Raw genomic sequence first — 22,570 nt, forward strand, 5'->3', positions numbered from 1 at the left:
CCGGCGTTCGCAATTGCGGACTCCGGTGTGTTGCGTTTCATGGGTCCAACCTGCGTCGACCTCACACCGTTCACGCTCAGGGCAGTGTGCGTTCCAACGCCTCCGGTTGCGCCGCAAACGGCACATGCGACGCCCAATCCACCTCTAATGCAAACGCATGGTCGGGTTGCTCAATGCTGTTGGCATTGGTCACAACCGGCCAGTTATCAGTATGCCAAAAGTTGATCATGTAGGCCGCTGGTCGCTGCGGTATGCGTGCAACAGGTCCCCGGTAATCCCAGAGTACCACTTTCACGCCCGTATCGGGATGCAGAATCCACCAGCAAATGCGATCCGGCTCCCAGTCAAAGCCGTAGGTGTGGAAGCGTTCACTCGCATCAAATCCGGGTATCGCCTGCAACGTCTCCGGTTGGTTTTCGAGTCCACTCAACGCAGTTCCGGGTCCGCCCAAGGTTTCCGCATACTCGGTTGAAAGGATGCTCCCTTGCGCCAGATTCACGATGCGCGATACTTTGCGCGTCGCTCCACTCTGCGGATCGTGATCGGTGTAGGCGGTCAGGTAGAGAATCTCGGGATCCGCCACCAGCCACTCGATGTCAATTTCGCTGTTGTCAGGTAGTCCGTTCTGATTCCAGTCCTTGCGTTGCCCCGTCTGCTGGGTGTCATTCAGATAGGTGAAAAACCCGGCCACGATACCTACGTCGGGTTGAAGTTCGCTCACGTTTGGCAATTTCAGACTGACAGCATAATGACCATACCCAAACAACTGCTGCCCGACGGCCACCGCATTGGGTCCCTGCCACGCACCTGCACGATCTTCCGGGTCCACACTCAGTCGCAACACCCGGGCATCGGGGGCCGTCGAAGCCTGCACACCTGACTTCCAGGTAAATTCAGCTCGGTTTCCTCCCGTTCCGTGTCGGAAGAAGCGAGGGGATTCGGACGTGAAGTCTTCCATGAATCCAGGGTTGAGCGATGGCAACTGTTCAGAGTTCCCATCGAACTCGTCGTTGGCGGCTGCGCTGATGATGGCAACGGCGGTACAGGAGACAAGCAAGGGCAGGTAGGTTTTCATGCTTCCATGCTAGCAGAACGCTCATGGTCAAGATTTGACCGATATGATCCAAAACACCGCTTTTGTGCTCAGATTCAGATACGATCCCTCATGCGAACCCTTACCCGTTTCCCTGAGCATTTCCAGGTCTGCACACCACCATCATTGGCCCTCACAATTTGACGCCTCGCCACCCAGACCCTCCGGAGTTTGATCCGACTGGCTCAGGCAGAGCTTGTCCAGCAGGATGCCATCCTCGCGCACGGCAAGGGTCAGGGTATTGCGACCCTCATGCAGCGAAAAGGACTGCGGCAGTTGATCCCAGGTCCATTGCGCCGATTGCGGTGCGATACCGTTCCACAGAATCCAGTCGCCATGATTCACCCTCACCCAAAAGGAGTCGTCATCCGCAGTCGGACAGATGACGCGTGCCCACAGGGAATAAATTCCTGCGTGTTCCACCTGCAGATTAAACACAAGGTGAGCCGCCTCATCTGATGGAGCCTGTGCGGTGAAACTGTTTCCGTTCGGTACCTCGACATATGCTGACCCCGAGGCGCTGTCGTCATGTTGACTCTGCCAAAGTGTTCCGACCATCCCGCACTCGGGTTCCAGCCAAAGCGTTGCCTCCTGCGGGGTTTCATTCACGAGAAACTCGGAGAACTCTACCGCTCCCCCATTTGCATACAGCCCCACACTGTTGCCAATCCAGGAGTTGAAATTGGGCTGCGCTGCATCCAGTGATCGCGCATCAATGCCGAGCAACAGCGGATTCCAGTCCTCACCATCGCTGCTGACATACGCATCCAGTTGATGTCCAGAGCGCTTGAGCTTCAACCACACCCATTGCTGAGCAACAAAGTCGATTTCGTGCTGCATGCCGAAGTACCGCACACCCACACGTCCCGCCATGGCGTAGAGTTCGAGCGTCAGCGATGCATCCCCGTTGGTGAGCCATATTCCGCCTTCGACACCCACTGCAGTGTCCTGCTGGGAAAGTCTTACCTGCGTGACGATTTCGTAGGTTTTTTCCGATTCACGCTGCAACAGGTGCGCACGATCCGTGCTTGCATCGAGCCGCAAGGTTCCCTGCTGAGGATCCAGCGAATGGCGCTCCGCAGCGGAGGGATGCAGCACATACCAGTCCGGAATCATCCAACCATCGTCAAAGCTATCCGAACGCATCGTTTTTTTCCCAATCCCACCCGCCATGAGACGGGGTCCGGGAGTCCATCCACTCACTGGAGCCGATCCGGTCGGTTTGCCATTTTCGTCCCAGGTCACTTCATGCAGCAGACCCTGTCTGCCCATGGCGTTCCAGTCGTCATTTCCAATGCGTTCGTAACTGTGCGAGAGCGTCCACCATGTGCCATCGGCGAGCTGCACGGGGGCAGTGATGTGATTCGGTCCGCGAAAGCCGGTCGCCGGATCGGTGATCGGTTCAAAAAACTCTCCCAAATGCTGCCAGCTCGCAGGATCGTCGGTGAGGCTTTGCGAGCGCAGCACCCACTGCCCACCCGTTACGTTGCCCGCGACAAAATAATAATACCATCCATCCCGCTTCACCATCACGGGTCCTTCTGCCCAGCTGTAGCGCTCACCCTCATTCACCCAGTCGAGATTGAGCAGTTCCCCAGTCAGATGACCATCCGGTCCAATGCGCTGGATGCGGTTGGCAAACTGTCCGGGTTTGATCAGCAAATAGGGAGTGCCGTCATCATCCACGAAGATCGAATTGTCGTAGCCAGTCGGACCCGTTTGCGCAGTGCCCTGCATCTGCACGGGTTCAGACCAGGGACCTTCCGGAGCATCTGCCTTGCTGAAGTACTGTCCGCCGCCAGCAGTGTTGGAAAAATAGAACCAGAAGGAATCGTAGAAGTGGGTGATCACGCCCGCCCAGGTGCCTTCGGTCGGTGCAGCACCACGAAGCCCCTGCCAGTCTGCCGGGATGACATGCGTCAGCGTGCGCCAGTGCATCAGATCCTTCGAGTGCAGGATCGTGCCAAAGGGTGCACGGTGAAAATTGGAAAACCCCGCATAAAAGTCATCACCGTATTGGAACAGGGTGAGGTCCGGATGATCTCCGGGCAGCACAGGATTCTGAAAAACCGGATGGTTTTGCAAGGCTCCCACCAATGTCGTAATGCTGCCTGCAGGCAGGGTCAGGTGAAGCTGTTGATCCACCACCTCCACCGCTTCAAGCAAAGCTACATTGTGGGATTGCGTGGTTTCAAAGCGCTGCATCTGTTCGAGTTCTGCTCCTTCACATGCCAATACCAGCTCACGTGCCTCCGAGTGCTGGTTGATGAGCACGAGCACTCCTGTGTGCAAATCCCGGTAGGCGCTCACCGACACACCCGCCACAGGCGAGGCGTCGGCCTGCACGCGAAAATAACCGGGGCGAATGAAGCGAGAGAAGTGACTCATCACGTAGCCGCGTTTGCTGATGCTTCCGTCTTCATCCAGCGGTCCATAATACCGGCGAAGGTACCACCAGATGTAGGCGTTAAAATCGCTGAGCATGCAGTCATGCATTTCCTTGCCGGTTGCCAGCACACTCTCCCAGTCCGTCTCAAGGTCAAGGTGCTCGGTCATCCAAACCGCTTTGCCCATGCGCTGCGCCATCGGATAGGCGAAAAGTCCACCACCATAAATGTGTCCGCCAATGATGTCCACCTGGGCTGCCGCTTCCGCATCACGCAGGATGGGATCGGTTTCGTCACGTCGAAATTGAAACGATTCTGATATGACAACCTTCGCCGGAATGTCCGCTCCGTGCGCTTTCAGAAACGCGATCATCTGCTGTGGTGACCAATCACAGGACTCGTAGTCCACGCGATAGTCGGGTTCGTTCTGGATTGAAATCGCATCGAGCGGTGCCCCCTGGGCAGTCATGAAGGTCTGGAAATCAGCCAGATGCTGCGCAAAATCCGCATAATACTCCGGCAGTAATTCTCCGCCCACGATACTGCCATTGCTTTTCATGTGGGGTGGCGGTGACCAGGGCGTAGCCAGCAACAGCGCCCCCATTTCCTTTGCCTGACGCGCTGCAGGTACTTCGTGTATCCAGGTATTCGGATCTGTTGGTACCTTGATGCGCAGAATGGAAAATCCGAGTTGCCCTTCTCCAGTGCCAAACGCGCGCTCCAGTTCCTCAGGACTCAGGTTCTCGATCCAGCTGGGCATATTCACCGCGCCAAAGCCATGAATCTCCTGCCGCTGGCTGTCGAATTGCACGGTTGCGGTTTGCGCCGGTAGAATACTTGTGCCAAGCAGTAAACTCAGGGCGACACGCAGTAGGGTAAAAAATCTCATGACAACAGGGTTGCAGTATAAAAGGGAGAGTCGACCACAGGGGATCTTGCTACACTGAAGAGCCAAATGCGAATCCAATCCGAATCACTTTTACCAAAGGCATAGAGCGACTCCGAAAAATGTCAGAGTTCCATGCGACCATGCCTTCACCCTTCACGAACTCCAGGCGGCATCCGTTTCAGTCGAGCCTCACTAGGCTGGCAATGTATCTGTCAACCCAGGGAGTGTTGCAGCTGGAACGCAACGAATCCACTTTCCTCACTGCACGCGCACGTAAATCCATTGGTAACCACGACCCCGCCAGTCCTTAACCGAAACAACAAAGGTGTATTCACCCGCTTGCTCGGCAATACCCTGGATACGCGCAGTCGGAACTCCGTTGTGCTCTGTTTCGACCAGTTCGAGTCCCGGCGGCAGGCTTCCTCCGACGATGCGGAAGCTGGTGGGCTCCTTGATATAATCCCAGTGAAAGAGAAGATCCACCTGTTTGCCAACGGAGGTGTCCACATGAAACAGCTCCGTTACAGCAGCGTCACCATACCCCGACTCCTGGATCACCGTCATGGGCACGTACTCATCGGCTACCCAGATCCCGGAAATCATGGGTGTCACTGTGGGCACCATCACCACGATGGTTACCTCGCTTCGCACTTCGTCGTCTCCCGACATCTGAGAGATCACGAAATGATAGGTCCCGGTCGAAGCCAGCCGACCGGTCAATCGGGTTCCAACAATCTCCAGGCCTGAGGGAAGGCTGCCGCTGAGCAGGGTCGTGCTCACGGAGTTACCCAGCACTCCATTCGGGTCGAGTTCCTGATCCAGAAGGTGAAGCGTAGTGGCCGTAAACTCGTAACGGTTTTCTTCCAGCACAGGTTCGGGTGTCGGCGTGGGCTCAGGTTCGGGTGTCGGCGAGGGCGGCGGTTGCACAGCTGTTCCCTGCAGATCAGAGTTCAGGATCGCAGCAACGGGGTCGGTCACAGGCCAGGCAAGTGTTCCATTTGCATCCGACGTATTGACCGGAGCAAATTGCACCTGCAACGTGCGGGTTTGCCCGATGGGTATGGTTTGTCCCGAGGCATTGTCACTCACAATACTGTAACCCGATCCGGATATGTTCACGGTTCCCAAGGTCACATCTGAAGAGCTGTTGTTGCTAAAGCTCACGGTGCGTGTGGCACTGCTGCCAATTTCCACACTGCCAAAGTTTGCTGGATCGGGAGTAATGGATACGTCAAGGTCCAACACCGTCAAATTCATGGATGACGCACCCTCCACCGTGACCGAACCGTCCAACGTCTCTGCTTCCAACGTGATTTTTTCCACGTCTCCAGGAGTCGCACCCGCTGGAACCACGATTTCCACGGGCACCGTCATTACCTCCAGGCTGTTCGCTTGGATGCTAGCCCCGTCGGGCAGCGATACGGTCCAACCCAAGGGGACACTGCTCACTGTGAGGTCAATGTCCTGTGTTGCGGAGTTCAGATTGTGCACCTTGAAGTTGTGCGTGAGAGAGGTCCCCGCCTTGACGAAAGCATTCGCAGGTGCAATGACCTGCAAGAAGGTAGGTTCGCTCCAGAATTCATACGCAGTGATCGACCAGGTCTGGCCCGGTGCCAAGGTTTCCCGGTCCCATTCCAAATAGTAGCCTGCGTCAACATAGTTTGCATTGGCTGTATCGTTCAGTCGTCCGTTTGTCCGGGCTTGAGTTTGTCCAAGTGAAAAACTTCCGCCGAAATAGTGATCGGCAGGTGTCGCAGGACTGCCGTAGAAACCCATGATGCCCTGATTCGTGAAATCATTATTGTGAATGTAAATCATGCGATTCTCTGCATCCCACCAGCTACGTGCACTGTCATCACCTCCAAAAAAGGAATCACCCCCGTGTATGAAGCGAAGATCAGTCCAGGTGGTGCTCCCGTTGTTCTCAATCACGAACGTTTTTCCAATTTGTCGATCACCGTTCACATACGTAATGATCTGGGTGAAGGAGACTCCCGTCACGTCGACGCTGGCGGTGGTGGTGATCCTCCACGGATCAGCGGAAGTGCCAGTGCCCGTGAGGGTGTTGGAAACCGCATTGAATCCACCTCCGAGATAATCGGAGGCGTGAGAATCAGAGGTATCCGTCCCATTGAGCCAGAGTATGTTGCCCCAGGCAAATTGAGCGAAATACTGATCCTGGCGTCCGTCGGGTTGCTGCACCCAGACAGCCGGGGATGTATCGTCCTTCACGGCGATCTCAAGCGGGTCAGGAGCATTGAGATTGATGGTTTGTGTCGCGGAGTGTGCGAACGCGTAGGCAAACAACGCCACTCCTGCCAAAAGCAGTGTTTTCATAAATGACAAAAAAAATCCCGACGATGCGGGAGGAGATGGGGAATCTGATGGTGTATTGCAAACAGGAAACTTCTGAATCCTCCAGAGTCAACCCTGAAACGGAATTCTCAGCGACTCCCCTACCTCCCCGTTGCCAATATCAACAGCCGTCAACTAGTTGGAACGGGCGTTCCATCGAATCACGGAGAGCGCATGCGCAGGAGCTTCGTAAGCGAAGTTCTGGCTGATGGCGATGGGACTTTCGCGCGGAAACACAACGGGGACTTCAGCATCATCATTAACCGCATCGAGTGACGGACCCGTCAGCACGACGCAATGCCCGGTCACTGGAACCCGCATCTCTAACCCGCTCAGGGAAATGCTAAGCGCGCGTGGCTGATCGTCACCATTCACAATCTTGAGAATCCAATCCCCGCTCCGGCTGTCTTGCACCGCCGACACCGCCAGTCGGCCATCGACCTTTTCATGATGGAGGTTGCAGGCGAGCAACTGGTCTCCTGCATGGTTTCCGAACAGTTTTTGCACGAAATAGTTGGGCGTGGAGACAATGTCGGTCTGAGTGAAATAGACCAGATCCGGAGTCCACTGCGTGTGACCACGGCGCGCGAGCAGGGGCGCATAGGACGCAAACTTTACCACATCGCCGTTGCGTTCAAATCCGATCAGACCCGCAGCCTCAGCCAGTGCCGAGCGCAGGGTATTGCGGCGGTCCGGTTCGTGCGCGGCATATTCCCCCACATACACCTTCGCCTTACTGCGGTCGTAGGCATCGTAGCGGTGCAGGTTATCCCAAAACCACTGGGGTGGCACATAGTAGTGTTCATCCACCATTGCCAGATCAAGTTCGTTCGCAAAGCGCCAGCCATTGTCATAGTCCTCCCCGCTTGCAAAGGGTCCGACCGTGCCGACCACCACAATCTCAGGATGACGCTCCTTCAACACCTCATGGATCATGCGGAAGCGTTCTTCAAACGCCGGTGTGATCGCATCTTCATTGCCCACACCCAGGTATTTCAGTCCCCAAGGTTCTGTCCGACCCGCTGCGGCACGCACGGCACCCCACTCCGAATCCGCAGGTCCATTCGCCCACTCGATCAGGTCCAGAATATCCTGAATGTAGGCGGGCATGGCCTCCATGGGCAGTCCTTCCTGCCCACGGTGGGGAGAATCGCCCCCATGCTGACAGCAAACCCCCGCCGCAACGACAGGCAAAGGAATGGCATCCAGGTCTTCACAGAATTGAAAATACTCGTGATACCCCAGCCCATTTGTCTGATGGTAGCCCCACAGGTTGCGCTGTGACTGACGCTGCTCGATGGGTCCCACCGTCTTTTTCCAGTCATAAAATGTATGGATGCTCTGCCCGTGCACCAGGCACCCTCCCGGGAAGCGAACAAACCGGGGTTGCATCGCGGCGAGGTGCTCTGCGAGATCACGCCGCAGCCCGTTTTCATGCCCCCGAAACGTATCGCGCGGGAACAGGGAAACCATATCCACGGCAAGCCCGCCCGCTGCATGCACACTGAGCACCAATTGCGCCTGCTCGTCACTTGCACTTGGGATCAGTTCTGTCGAATACTGCGTCCATTTCCGACCGTGCACTTCAAAGTGCTGGCTCGCCAGCACTTCGCCGGAATGACTGCGCAGTTCAAGCGAAACAAGTGTCGCCTGGTCGCCGGGATCACTGTCCGGACCCCACTGCCGATTTTGGAAGAGCTGATAACTCCAGAAGGATGCGCGGTAAGCCTTCCCGGCCTGCACCGCAACACCACCAAAGCCCGAGTTTGCCAGCCCTACCCCTTGCTCTCCGGGATCAGTCACCACCATGATGGCATAATGCGGATTGTTGACATGCAGTGGACGCACTTCTCCAACACGCAAATGACCTTCTCCGCCACCGGATTTCACCAGTTCCCAAAAGGAAAGCGGACCCCACTCCGTGCGTTCGGTCGCACTGTATTCAAAGGAACGATTCTGGATCAACTCCGCATATAGTCCCCCATCTGCAGCATAGTTGAGGTCCTCAAAAAATGCACCGACCAAATCCGAGCTAATCGCACGGGTTGGCGCAGTTGCATCAATCTCAATCCGAACTGGGGGTTGAGATGCGCAAACACCCGAAGAAACCATTCCGGCGACCAACAAATTGAGAAAGAAAGAGAAACGGATGCGTGATTTCATGGGCTTTCGTAGAACGTTAAGGGTCATACCGTCTGACAGGGCTTTCGTTTGGCGGAAGCCGCCCTGAATGGGTTCAGAAAAATCGTTGTTTGAATCTCGAAAAAGTTGAGGGAGCTTCCAGCTCCCTCCTGTGTTAAATTGGACTACCAGGCATTGCAATCCGCATCATTGGTTCGCAGTCATTACGACTCCACCGTTGGGTTGGAGCTTTACGTTCACCCTTCCATGCTCCGCGATTTTAATGCTGCGCTGAGAAACTTTACCCGACTCTTCATCCTCCAGCAAGGTGATGCTTGCACCTACCAGCCAGGGCAAATCCAGTGACAACTCCCTCGCTTCCGTTCCGGCATGTGTCGCAGCGATGTACCAAGTATTTCCCGAGCGTCGGGCCAACACCACAAATTCACCCGGATGTCCCGCCACATAGCGGGTTTCATCCCATGCAGTGGGCACGGCTTTGAGGAATTCCAGCACGGGCGCGGGCTGGTCCTGCAAATTGTCCGGCGTCAGGCCAAAGTGCTGCATGGGGGAATGGTAGAGCACGGCAGTCGCAAGCTGAAAGGCATCGGTCGTGCGGCGAAGATTGCCCTGATCGGGATGACGACCAAAGCGTTTATTCAAAAAGACAGGTCCATAGTCCATCGCCGCCACCGGATTGCGAATGAAGGGAATCAGGGTGGACAGCCGGGCCTCATTGTCGGCAAAGCCCTGGGAGAACACGAGGTTTTCCGAGGCGGTGACGGCCTCACTGGTCATGAAATTCGGATACATGCGTTCCCATCCGCGCGGCAGGGTGGCGCCGTGAAAGTTGAGGTGCAGTCCATACGTGTTCGCATCGGTGAGGATATCTTCATAGAGCTTCATCGTCACCTGCTTATCACCCCCAAAAAAGTCCACTTTCAGTCCTTTCACGCCAATGGACTGCAGCCACTGCATTTCACGATGCCGTGCTGGCGCAGTGTGCATGCAGTCGCGCGGGGTTTGCGGTGCATCATTCCAGTAACCATTGGAATTGTACCACAGCAGCACATCCACACCCTTTTCATTTGCATATGCCACCAACTCGGGCATGCGCTCGCGTCCAATATTCTGATCCCAGAAGGCATCAACGAGGATGTATTCATAGCCCATCTCGGCGGCGAGATCGATGTAAGCGATCTGGTCATCCCAGTTCATGCTCGCATCCTGCCACAGAATCCAGCTCCACGTGGACCGACCCGGCTGATAATCCATCGATGCCTCATACAGGGGTTCAACCACATCGGTTGCAACCGTTGACTCCACAATCGGCGCCAGGGTATGCCCGATGCTAAGGGTGCGCCATGCGCTTTGGTAGGGAAGACTGCCCGCAATCGTAGCTTCCCCCAGTCCCGCATTTTCTTCGGGTTCGGGAAACGCAATCTGGTAGCCCAGCTCCGGATCATAGTCGCTCAATCGCGCCCCAGCATGGGAGCCGCTCACACCGGTCTCGGACAACAGCACCCAGTCACCTGCTTCGGTTTGAAACAATGCGGGAAAAGTGAAGCCCAGTCCGTGCGGAGAAGCGTGGTTCGTCGGCACGCCAACGGCATAGCCTTCCTCATAGCTCGGCTTGGTCTTCATGTATCCGCCGCCCCAGGGTACCTGGTGCGAAAGATAGGCATGCGTGCCGGTGGGAAAGCGAAACCGCGTCAACTCTTCCGTGAGAGTGAGGCGTTGCGCCGTTTCAGAGTGGATTTCATAACAAAACGCAACGTCTTGATCACTGATGCGCACGATGAGAGTCAACAGGTGCCCATCGGCACTTTCCCAGTTGCCACTCCACTCATTGGCAAGCGAATGCACAGTGGAGGTTTTGCCGCCCGGCAGTTCATATTCCTGTTCCACCCGTCTTGTGGCAGTGGACTGCAATTTCAGCCCCGTCGAAAAGTTTCCAAGATCGCTCAGGAAACCGAGTGCTGAGGGTTCGATTACCGTGCGGCCCTGATAGCGTACGGCATAGCTCAAGTCACCGCCTTGTGTGCTGCAATAAAATGCAATTCCTCCATCGGGACTCTGAACAACCGGAGTGTGACGCCAGTTGTCGGCAGCAAGCGAATGAACCAGAAAGGTGAAAAACAGGAGTCTTGAAAACATCATGGTCAGTTTGGATGTTGGGACGGAAATTCAAAGCATATGCTAGCAGGGAAAGCGTTGGGTGCGAGGCGAATCGCACCCGAATCCATACCTGAGCATACGCCCTTCAAAAAAGAGGGCTTCCCCCTGACCCAATCGAGGGGAAGCCCTTAAAAGACCGATCTTCGCTGAAGCGAATACCCTAAAACGGCTAGCATGAAACCCTACTAAACCCGTTCAGCTTCAGTGAATTCAATCGGCCAAAGTTTAAAACTCATTCTCGCTTCCAACGGATCGAACCGAAAGAAGCGAAATGGAAAGGAATTGCAGCGAGAGCCGCACCCACCAGGGCAGGCTCCCGCGCAATGACATACCTAGAATCGGAAGGTATTGGTTAGGAAGATGTACTGTGGAGGTCGGATGCGATAGGACGCAGGGGTCCCGTCAGGCTGTACCGTTACCGGAATCAGCTCATCACCCACTCCCACATTCTGAATGTTCAGCTGGGCGTGCCATTCGATCTTGTCATTCCAGATCTTGCGGCGATAACCCACCCAGAGGTCCACATCGACCTGCTTGTCATCCCGATAGGGTGCATTGAGATCAAACCCGATGTAGTTCGAATACTGAATTGGCTTGTAGGCCAAGGTCGCAGCGGATTGATAGCGCACTGCAGCACCCACGTTCAGCCCAATGAACTTGCCATCGTTGAAGGAGTAGTTGGTCACCATGTTCACGCGCCACAGGCGGTTTTCCGGAACCACTGTTCCCTGCTGGGCAAGACGGGCCTTCAGGTCTCCGTCAGCATATCCCGACCAGTTCTCACGGGCATCAGCTCCGCCTCCTGGTCCCCAAATACGCAGGTCACCCATTGCGGTTTCCCGCATCCGACGGTCGAAGTCGAGCAGGTAATCAACCATGGTCATTTCACCTCCAGGAGCAGGGCTTTGACCAATGTTGTCGCGAGTGGATTCGATGCGGGCACCGTTCAAGGACAAGCGCCAGTTGTCGGTGATCTGAGCATTCAACTCGAATTCGTAGCCCTCGGCCACCAAATCTTCCGTAAAGCGGAAGTTCGGATTGTCGAGGCCCGTTTCATACTCCTCACGCTGCTCGAAGTCAAATCCCCAGGCATGCGCCATGAGTTCTGGAAGCGGATCCATTTCGGCAAGCCACTGATCCCAGGCCTGAATGGCTGCAAGTTCCATTGCCTCTGCCTGTTCCCAAGTTTGACCTGCGACCGGGAAATAGTCGAACTGATCCTTCGGGAAGCCCGGTTCACCCGGTTCAGGACGCGGCAGGTCACTGATGATACCATTGCCATATCGGGTGCTGTTCGGATTTCCACGGGTTTCGTAGTTGTACTTAATCTGGTGGTAGGCTTCCGCCATGATGCCAATGTTGTTCCCGTAGTTCCAGAATTCGAGTCCGGAAGATGGGTTGTTGGCAATTGCAGACTCAAACTTGTTCACCTTCAGGGAGTAGCGTCCATCCTTGGTCGCAATGATGATCCCCATGTCTTCCGTTTCACCCGAAGGCAGGGCATGATCCTGTTTCCAGTAGTCCGTGAAGATTTGTCCGGTCTGGAAGTTCTTCGACTCATTGTAGGACAGGCTGATGCTCACAGGTGAACGATCCATGATACGGCTCACAAACGGCAGACGATCCAAGTGAACGACCGTGCCCCAGCTTTCCGAATCTTCTTCAATCGGACCCGTGATCTGGTCAAGGAATTCGTTCGATGCAGGATCATAGTCCGTGCCCGTGCGACGCCATTGTGTCAGGGTCTGACCCACCTTGTCATGACGAACACCTGCTGTTGCGATGATGGAATCATCCCAGAACTTGCCCTGCCAGACGAAGGCGTAAGCATCATTGTAACGCTTGTCCCAGTCCTTGCCAGTCGTGAGCAGCTCCTTGGAAGCTTCATTACTGTCGGTCAGCAAACGAACCTCACGGTTGCCCCAGCCGACGTAGTTGGAGTGGTTTTCAGCCTGAACGGACTCAAAGCCAAGCGTATTGCCTTCCAGACCCACCGATCCACGGTTGTACCACAGCGCGCCAGGATCCACATTGGGAGCATTCCAGGTGGAATCGAAGTAGCGCAAGTTGGCAGTCGAACCAATGACCGGGCTTGCCGTCGGCGGACGGATTCCCAGGTCCTGACCCAGCGATTTTCCGCGCATGTCGGGACTGAGATAGATGGCCTTCCAAGGAACAAAATCCGCCCAGAATCTCGGGTTGGCAGACTTGACTCCTGCGAACTGAGGATGATTGAAATAATCATCCACAAAGGTGCTTTTGACCCAGCTGCGCGAGTAGCGAAGAGAATCATCCTGTGAGGAAAGTCCGGTCACCGTTTGATTTCCCAGCAGGCGCCAGAACCAGTTGTCACCATGACGATTGAAGTCGTGCGTCACAAAGGCAGTGGCGCGGAATGACTCACGCTCGTGGCGAGCATCGCCTTCGTTGTTACTGGCAAACACAAACGCACGTCCCACATTGGGGTTGACCGTACCGTCACTGTACCAACCCGCAGAGGCGTGATTGTTCCCGTCTGCCCAACGCTCATTGTAGTCGACAAACAGAGCACCATTTCCACCCACGAGAGGAGAGTAGTTACCGCTCTTGTATTCTTCGTCGTGGTAGATGATGTCGATACCCACCGTATCATTGAAGAAGGTTTGGCTGAACTGCAGATCGAGTGAATCGAAGTCATGCCACTCCCGCTTGATATCGCCGTCGATCAGACGGTTGTAGAAATCAAACACCTTCGGGTCCGTGATAGAGTTGTTCACCGTCAGGCTCGCAAACGGAATGCCCACATCCAACGCCCAGTCGCGGTAACCGCGGATTCCATGGGGTTGGGACGGTGCCAATCCGCCAATACCGCCATCACGTTCACCCTCCGCATTGATACCAAGGTATCCAATGGGATTCAGCGCCATGGCGTAGGTATACTGCGAAGAGTCTCCATCATAGAAGAAGATGGATCCACCATAGTAGTTGTTCCCGAAGTTGGTGTTCACCCATGGCTCGTAGTTGGGATTTGTATTCCCATCATTGTCAGCCTGGGTTGCCATACCGTAACCAGGGATCTGCCAGTTGTTGTTGTTCATGTAGGCAGGATTGCTGGTGAACTGACCCAACTCCGTGAACCATGGAGTGAGGCGGTCCTCAGGAGGCATGTTGCGCGGGCGATTGCTTTCGGAATCTCCCATTTCGTAACTAGCCTTGATCGTGGTACGTCCGTCCAGGTTCTCAAACCATTTTGGCTGATAGCGGAGCGCGATATACTGACGGTCAAAGTCTTCGAAGGCAGGTTCCTGCTTGAACTTGCCTCTATTGAACACGGTTGCAACTCTCACCGCCAGCTCACCGTCAATCAGGACCTGATTGAAATCGGCAGACCCACGGAAGCTTCCGTATTCGTCTAAGCGGATGCTCACTTCGCGAATATCATTCAACAGAAGAGCCTGCTTCGTGCGGGTGTTGATCACACCGGCAGGACTACCCTGTCCAAACAGAATCGCATTTGGGCCACGCTGAATATCCACGGCCTCAATGTTGTATCCATCCCAAGGAATGCTCGACAAGTTGAGGTCACGGGTATTATCCGCCGAAACCAGTCCGCGAATGCGGTTCGTCGAACCCGGATTCAGATAGGAGGCATCCTTATTGGGGCTTGCTCCTCCGCCCGATCCGGAATAGTTCCCGAATACACCGCCAACTTCTGTGCCGAGCGTGTATTTCAGCAGGGTTTGATTGTCTGTCGCTCCCACATCATCCAGAAATTGCATGTTGTAGATGGAGAGAGACGTGCCCAGATCGCGAATATCGGTATTCAACCGGTTCCCGGCGAGCGTCGTCGTGGTGAAGTAACCTTCATCGTCAGTGGTGGTCACCTCAAATGGCGACATGGTGTAGACTTCGTCTTCAGACTCGTCCAGGACTTGCTGCGCAAAACCTGAGACAGGAGCCAATACAGACAGAGCCAACCAGAATCCCGTCCATTTTCGTAAGAATCTAGTTTTTGTTAGTATCATTTTTGGGTGTAGTTCGGATTAAAACCTCTGCAACAATGGTTTCAGGCAAATACAAGAAACCCATCCTCAATAAATCCTGAGAATCTAACAGAATAATATTGCATTTTGGGGTACTGCTTAAACCTGCAAGAGATTCAATATTACAGTAAGCATTGATAGCCCAAAGCCAAACTCCGTCAAGGTGGTTTTCGAATACTCAAGGCTCTACTATATCATTCTATATAGATCAATATAACTCACGTCACACCGACACAAAAAAATCACCTGCGATTCCACATTTAACTCTAAATCAACCACTTATAAGAATCACTGATCCACAACAAACCAACCATATATCCATATAAATAGAAACCATATATCTTTTAATATAAATCACGTATATCAGACCCCTGATCATCCGCAGCATTTCAGGTTTCGGAACAGTCAAGTGAACCTAAAACCGACAGGATTTCGGCGTTCTATTTCTTTTGATATAGAACAGGGATACATCAAATTACACACTCGATGTTTCTTCACTCAAATCTTGCAAGTCCATCGTAATTCCTGAACACCGGAAAAATCCCGACAGCCCAGAACACATACCTGCAAGCCAGAACCGTGGATGCACCACTTCCGAATTGTCCGTCTACCCCGCTTCCGTTCAGCTCTGGAATCGCAGGTTCAACCCACAACATGCATGGCTCCTATTGGGAACGCCTCAGAACCGGTGCGTGAGAATACAGCACAATCCTTTACAAAAAAGTACACACCTGCGTTGCTGAATCGAGCGAATCGCAGGTGTGCAGATGGGGTCGGGAGCCAATCAGTGTGCTCCTGAAAACAACACTGTCAGCAAATAGGGAAAGTGCTCGGGCGCATATCCAACCGCATCCGGCAACTGTGCCAAAACCTTCTCTTTGTGCTCTGCGTAGGTCGCATCTTCTGTCAATCGGGCCAGCGTATCCAGATTCCGGATTTGAAGCGCAACCGCAGAAAGGTCAGCTTCCTCCCAGATGGCATAAAGTTGCAGCGGAAAGACTTCGGCATCGCTGCTTGTCACAAAACTCAACCCTCCATCCTTCGTATAGTACTGCTCGAAAATGCCTTGCAGTGCGACCGCACGATCCAAAAAGGCTGACTCGCCTGACACCTCTGCAAGATCGAGAAACGCGCGGATCACTGCCGCATACTCTACTGAAGCAAGATCTGCAGCACGTTGAGCGGAGTCGCGCTGCACAATGGGCAGCAGGCGATGGCTCTCAGCGTCAACACATTGCTGCCACAGACGATCCGCATGCGCCAAGGCCTGCTTGAGATAAGCATCACCCAGCACGGAAGAAGCGCTGACAAGAGCCGAAACGATGCGCGCATTGGTCGTCAGTCCGGGTGCTCCTTCACGCAGCACCTGCGTCGTTTCGGAGCGCGCGTCCCGAAGCACATCCAACGTGTGCACCAACGCTTCAGGCAAATCTCCAGTCAGTGGATTTTTCAGACGAAGCAGATTCATATTTTGAAAAATCCCTTCGGGATCTTGTTCACCCGGTACATTCCCAGACGGCTCCACTTGTACCCATTGCGACAGAAGTTCGAATGCCTCTGCCCCCAGTAAGCTCTGCAGCTCATCGTAGGACCAAAGGTGCGCCTTGCCCTGCATGGCTTGCTCCAGTTCTGCTTGTTCAGCCTCTGCAATCACAACACTGTCCACAAACCAACCATCCTCTCGTTGAAAGTCATGAAGCAGGCAACGCACTACGCGTTCAAGCAATCGCACTCGCGATGGTTCATGCTCAACCAGAAATTCGATAGCCTTGCACTGATCCGAGGCCGTTTTGAGAAACTGGGGCACCGTCCAGAGATCATCCGTCGATGAGCTGAAAAAACCACCTCTCACCACATCATGAATACTGCTGGCGAGCACTGCATTCTGTGTTGCCACCGCCATTGTTGTGGCGGCTTCGGCCTGTTCGCGGGCCTGGACAGCCGGAGAGCGGAGCAAGCCAACCTTCACAAAATCCGGGGTCTTGGGTCCAACAATGAATCCCCCAAAGTCGGCGTCATGCACATCTCGCAAGTTGTGAATCAATGCGTCCAGAATGGATGCATCCAGGGTTCCGGATGACACAGAGGCACTTCCCAATGTGGCATTGTGGGTTTTCAACTTCTGCTCCGCTGCCAGGATCACCTGCTCCCGGTCTTGATTCCAACTGTCGTGAACCGTTCGCAGCAAATTGGGGAAACCCTGCCCACCCCACGTATCGGATGGGGGAAAGTACCCACCTCCATCGATCCAGTGAAGATCGGGGGTGGTGAACACCGTGAGCGGAAACCCTGTCACCTGCACCGTCCCTTGCAAAATTGCCTGAAAATAACCCGCCAGAGCAGAGTGCTCATTGCGGTCCACCACGACCACCGTAAAGCCTGACTCCAGGATTTCGGCGACTTCTGGATTTTGAAAAGACTCAGTAACCATCGACCGGGACAAGTTGTTGAATTCGTGGGAAATCGAGAAAAATACCGGTTTTTGAGCCTCCAGCACCTCGGCCTGGGTTTCGGGTCCCCACGAATGCCAGGTCACAGCATCGTCAGTTCCAAACAGTGAACCATAACCTTCGCTCGCCTGCACCGGTGCGGCAAGCATGGTGCCCACAAGGATACAATTCAAAAACCCGAGGTTGCCACCGAAGGGCATTTTCATGAATGGGAGATTTTTCATATGCATTCTTTGATGATGTTTTTGTCTACCGTGTGATGGTGAGGATAGAAAGGGGCTGGTCCAAGGTGACCTCAGTGATGGTTCGATCAGCCCAACGCAACTCCAAATGAGTTGGGGGAGACTCTAAACGATAGCCTACAAACAACAGTGGCTGCGACTGGGTAAGGTAACCTTCTCCTGCAAAGAGTTCAGAAACGCGCATACTACTGTCAGAAAAGCGAACCGTCAAACGCGCGCCAACTTTCAGATGCTGAGGTGCATCAAGCTTCACCGCAAAGGAGTTTCCTCCGACGGTCGAATTCTGGTACACCAGAACCCGCTCATTCACACGCCCTATCACCAGATCCGGCCAACCCGTCCCATTGAGGTCCGCAACCGAAATGCTGCGCACTTCTTCTGGAATAAGGATACCGCTTTGCTTCCAGTCCAACTGCTCGAAGGTACCATCTCCATTCCCGCGCAGGAAGCAGCTGTGTCCACCATCAAACCTGCCCGTCTCCACCTGAGGTCCACGGAAGTTGTGTCCGACCACCAGATCGACAAAGCCATCTCCATCAAAGTCCTGAGCCACGAGTCCGAATCCCGGTGCGATCTGGGATACCCAGGGCAATGGCTTGAAGCGAAAACTTCCATCGCCTCGGTTCACAAAGACTCCGTGATCAATGGTTTTCACGTAGCGACGTTCCGCCACATCAAGGTCGTAGATCTCTTCGAGCAGTGCCCTGCCCCACGCTTTGTAAGTGGGAAACTCCCGTTTCAATGAAGGCATGGCGCGCGAACTACAGCTGCGCCCCCGAACAGGATAAAGGCAATCTCCTTCGTATTTCGCCTCCACAATTTCTTTGGTTCCGCGTCCTTCAAAATCTCCGAAATACAGGTCAACCGGTTTGTCCTGACCGGGATGATACTTCGTATTTTGTCCAAAGTTGGTGGCGATGTAGTCCATGTGACCGTCGTTGTTGACATCAGCAGCGACAAGTCCATTCCACCACCCATGCGAATCGATATCCACCAGACCTTCCTGTGAAACCTGCTCCAGCACGCCCTCCACATTGCGAAACACGCGGAGGGGCTGCCATTCGCCGACAAGCACAAGATCGAGCCAACCATCTCCATCGGTATCAGACCACAGCGCACCTGTCACCATGCCGATTTTCTCCAATCCCGGTGCCATCTTCGCCGTCACATCCACCCATCGACCATCCACCTGCTTGAGCAGCATTGAGCGGGGTATTTCTGGATAGACGCCCGGGACAACCCGACCTCCGACAAAAAGCTCCATCTGACCATCCTGATCATAGTCGGCAGCAATTACCACCGAAGTGCTACTTGCGACCGCAGGCAGCGTGTCTGCACTCACTTCACGAAAACGCCCCGTTCCATCATTGAGGTAAAGGGAATCGACGAGTATTACATCTTCTGCTTCACACTCCACTCCACCACTCGTCACATACAGATCCATCGCTCCATCGCTATTTGCATCAACCCACACTGCACTCATTTCCTCCGTCTCCACCTTCAGGTTCCACGGTTGCGTCTGCGAATCCAGGCGGAATGTTCCATTCCCCTGATTGAGATACAACTGTCCCACCTGTCCCTTCGCTCCCGCAAAATAGAGATCATGCAATCCATCTCCATTGGCATCACCCCAGGCCATTCCTCCGCCAAGCGTGTTCATGCGATTGGGGAGCAATGACTGCCTGATCATGTCGTTGAAGAGGGCTTCCCGGTTTTCAAACGACAGACCGCTTTCCTCCGACACTTCCGTAAACCGAGCTTGCAACTGGAGTGATGGTGAACTCGCTTCGCACCGCTCTGGCGTATGTTGCTCCCGAATATGGTAAGCCTGATTGGCTGGCAGATCGGTAAAGTGCTGCACGGAACCACTGGGCCAGCGTATGGTCAGTTTTTCCACCCTTTCATCGTTGCCCAGTCCAAAGTGCACCCGAGTTCCCGAACTCGAAAGCGCACCGCGAACCACGGCCACCTCACGGGACTGCAGTCCGGTCGAGGTCTGCGCAAATACCTGCGCTCCCACACCACACCGATTACTGCTCACCCCTTCCAAGTCGATCGTGATGCGATTCGAAGTACTGTTGTTGCGGTAGAGCGATACCGTTCCATCGTAGTTGGCATAGACGATGTCAACGTCACCGTCATTATCGAGGTCACAGAGGACCGACCCAAAACTGGTGCCAAAGTCCTTCAAACCCCAATCACCCGTCACCTTTTTGAATTTCCATTCACCCGTATTGCGAAAGGCAAGATTGTCTTCCTTGAGTTGAGGGCTGTTCCGGACCATGGCAATGATCTCTCGAGCAGAACTTGCACGCTTGATGCGATTCAGGATATCCGAATCATTAAAACTGCGAACCATGCCATTGGTCACAAACAAATCCTGCCATCCGTCATTATCAAGATCTTCAAATCTCGGAGACCAGGTCCAGTCCGTACTGGAAACTCCCAGCAAGCGGGCACCTTCCATGAAATGAGGTGAGTCGGTGTTGATATAAAAGGCATTTACCATGTATTGCGGGGTGACCAGCGTATCCATGTAGTCCACAAGTCCTCCCATGTCGCCCATTGCTACCTTGGACTTGTAGTGCGTGGTGTTGGCCATATCTGCGGCAAAAAAGTCGAAGTGTCCATCGTTGTTGAAGTCACAAAAATCCGCCCCCATGGAATACCAGGGAGTGTGGGGAATGGCGCTCTCGCTCACTTCTGTAAAGGTGCCATCTCCATTATTGAGATAAAAGCGGTCAGGCAATTCGAAGTCGTTGGAAACATAGAGGTCCGGCCAGCCATCTCCGTTGGCATCCCACCAGGTTGCGGTATGGGTGTTAGCAGCCTCAAGAAGGATGCCGCTCTGCTCCGTGACATCCATGAAGTGTCCCGTCCCATCGTTGCGAAACAACCGGTTGGGTTCACCCTTGGGTGAGCGCGCAGCATCTGCCAAATTGGCGACCAGAAACAGATCCAAATGCCCATCGCGGTCATAGTCTGCAAAAGCACCCACAACTGAACCGCTGACGATGCCGAGTCCTGCATCCTCTGATCGCTCTTCAAAACGTCCACCGCCTAGATTCATGTAGAGCCGGTTCGGCGCGTTGACATAACATACATACAAGTCCGGCCGCCCATCGTTGTTCACATCCGCAAACGATACTCCCGTGCACCAGGCATCCAGATGTCCAGCAACTCCTGCGGTGTCAGTGATTTCTTCAAACACGAGCGGTCCCGTTTGCCGATAGAGCGCGTTGGGGCCAAACTTGTTGACCACATAGAGATCCAACCACCCATCACCATCGACATCAGCCACAGCGAGTCCGGTGCCAATCGCACCGCCCTGAAACTCCTGGTATCGCTCTCCCCACATGTTGGGATCAGCATACGAGTTGATAAGGGCAAGCCCGGATACTTCCGGGGAGATTGCTGTAAACAATGTCGCGTCACCGCTGGTCATCCATTCCAGTGGACGCGAATGCCATTCGGAATCTGGAGCCGCAGGCAGGGTTTGAAACCACGGCAGTATCGTCAGTAAAAGGAAGTATTTTTGGATTTTCATGGGTATCATTGGGTCATTGGGGTTGTTGAATAAAGGACAGCACAAGTCATCCAGCTCGCACGACTGCCACCACTTCAATCTCAATCAGGAGTTCATGCCGGCACACATCCGCTCCCACGCACACGAGAGGAAGCGAGGGGATCTGCAGCAGTTTCATCGCTCGCTGATAGGCGTCATAGGCTTCGTGATTCTTGCAATAGACGACGCCCGAGACGATGTCGTGCAGGCTGCCACCCTGATCCTCCAGCAATGCGGCAATATTCAAGAGCGTATCCAGTGCCTGCATCTCCGCATCTCCGATGTAAATACTATCGCCCAGACTGTTGATGGCTGCGGTTCCCGAGACGTAAACCGTCTTGTTCCCATCGTGTTCCACCACCATGCCTCTCGAGAATGATGATCCATAGTCAAAGGCTTGCTCCTGCCTCGAACTTGCGTTCACAGGCGTCATGCAGATCCCGCTTTCGGGGTGAAAATCAAGTGCCAGCACATCAAAAAAGCATTCTTCCGAGGAGAATCGCCCCTGGATACCCGTGCTCGCAGGAAAGCGCGGACGCTGCTCGCTTTCATACAACCCGACCTTCCGGAAATGCTCCGTCCTGACCCGATTCAGTTCCCCATACCAATCCAGCAAACGAGCGGAATAAATCCAGGTCCGAACTACCTCCTTGAAGCTCATACCATAGCGGTTCAGCACGTGGGTTGCCCGTTCGAACATGTTGCTGCATTGCCGGTGCACACAGACCTCATTGTCCGGTTGACGGGGATCCAGCCCATGAATGCATGGGGCGTATACATACTTGAACCCGCTCCCTTCCCAAATTCGCACGGGTGCAACCGAATCCCACTCGGTCCGAACACTCAAATTTGGATCTTTCAATTGCACACCCCATACCTGCAAGCTCACGACTTTCTGCCCGGACAGTGGACGTCCTTCCACATAGGTGTAGGGAATGCTGGCATCCAGATGATTCGCTATGTATACGGTTTTGCGGTGTTGTTCAAACGCTTCGCGTACCGTTGAAGATCCATGGACTTTTTCCTGAATAACCTGTATTTCATGCTGCTTCAATGAATGCAGCACCTGTGCATACAATGCCTCCACTTGATCATACAGCGGAGCTTCGACGGTCATGATCGCCGTGAAATAGTACTCGTTATAAGCGCTTCGTTCGAATTTCTTCACAAAGAGCTTGGCTGGGTTTTGGGTATTAATCATGTTCTCAGGGTGTTAGAAGAATAATGCTTGGGGTGAAATTGCTCGATCTGCAGTGAGATCACACAGG

At 54.1% G+C, this 22,570-nt stretch carries 9 protein-coding genes; all 9 read right to left on the minus strand.

Translation table 11 applies throughout. From position 1 onward, the window contains the following. Window positions 1-76: 76 nt before the first annotated feature. Window positions 77-1,075: a glycoside hydrolase family 16 protein gene (locus ABQ298_13170; protein ID MEQ9825329.1), complete on the minus strand. Its 999-nt coding sequence runs from the start codon at window positions 1,073-1,075 to the stop codon at window positions 77-79. Window positions 1,076-1,216: 141 nt separating this feature from the next. Then, a complete protein-coding gene (locus tag ABQ298_13175; protein ID MEQ9825330.1) occupies window positions 1,217-4,369 on the minus strand; it encodes a family 43 glycosylhydrolase in 3,153 nt (1,050 codons plus the stop codon). A 258-nt stretch (window positions 4,370-4,627) separates the two neighbouring features. After that, window positions 4,628-6,706: a hypothetical protein gene (locus tag ABQ298_13180; protein ID MEQ9825331.1), complete on the minus strand. Its 2,079-nt coding sequence runs from the start codon at window positions 6,704-6,706 to the stop codon at window positions 4,628-4,630. Window positions 6,707-6,859: 153 nt separating this feature from the next. Next, a complete protein-coding gene (locus ABQ298_13185; protein MEQ9825332.1) occupies window positions 6,860-8,887 on the minus strand; it encodes an alpha-L-arabinofuranosidase C-terminal domain-containing protein in 2,028 nt (675 codons plus the stop codon). Between the two features lie 165 nt (window positions 8,888-9,052). Next, on the minus strand, window positions 9,053-11,005 hold the full coding sequence (locus tag ABQ298_13190; GenBank protein ID MEQ9825333.1) for a glycoside hydrolase family 97 catalytic domain-containing protein: 1,953 nt from the start codon (window positions 11,003-11,005) through the stop codon (window positions 9,053-9,055). A gap of 350 nt (window positions 11,006-11,355) precedes the next feature. Continuing rightward, the gene (locus ABQ298_13195) at window positions 11,356-14,979 is read right to left on the minus strand and encodes a TonB-dependent receptor plug domain-containing protein (GenBank protein MEQ9825334.1); all 3,624 of its coding nucleotides are present in this window, start codon (window positions 14,977-14,979) and stop codon (window positions 11,356-11,358) included. A gap of 850 nt (window positions 14,980-15,829) precedes the next feature. Continuing rightward, the gene (locus ABQ298_13200) at window positions 15,830-17,701 is read right to left on the minus strand and encodes a DUF255 domain-containing protein (GenBank protein ID MEQ9825335.1); all 1,872 of its coding nucleotides are present in this window, start codon (window positions 17,699-17,701) and stop codon (window positions 15,830-15,832) included. A 43-nt stretch (window positions 17,702-17,744) separates the two neighbouring features. Then, entirely contained in the window at window positions 17,745-21,284 is a 3,540-nt protein-coding gene (locus ABQ298_13205) for an FG-GAP-like repeat-containing protein (GenBank protein ID MEQ9825336.1), read from the minus strand. Between the two features lie 46 nt (window positions 21,285-21,330). Continuing rightward, window positions 21,331-22,503, minus strand: a complete 1,173-nt coding sequence (locus ABQ298_13210; GenBank protein ID MEQ9825337.1) for a Rid family hydrolase — start codon at window positions 22,501-22,503, stop codon at window positions 21,331-21,333. Between the last annotated feature and the right edge of the window lie 67 nt (window positions 22,504-22,570).

This window comes from Puniceicoccaceae bacterium, from assembly GCA_040224245.1.
GTDB lineage: Bacteria > Verrucomicrobiota > Verrucomicrobiia > Opitutales > JAFGAQ01 > JAKSBQ01.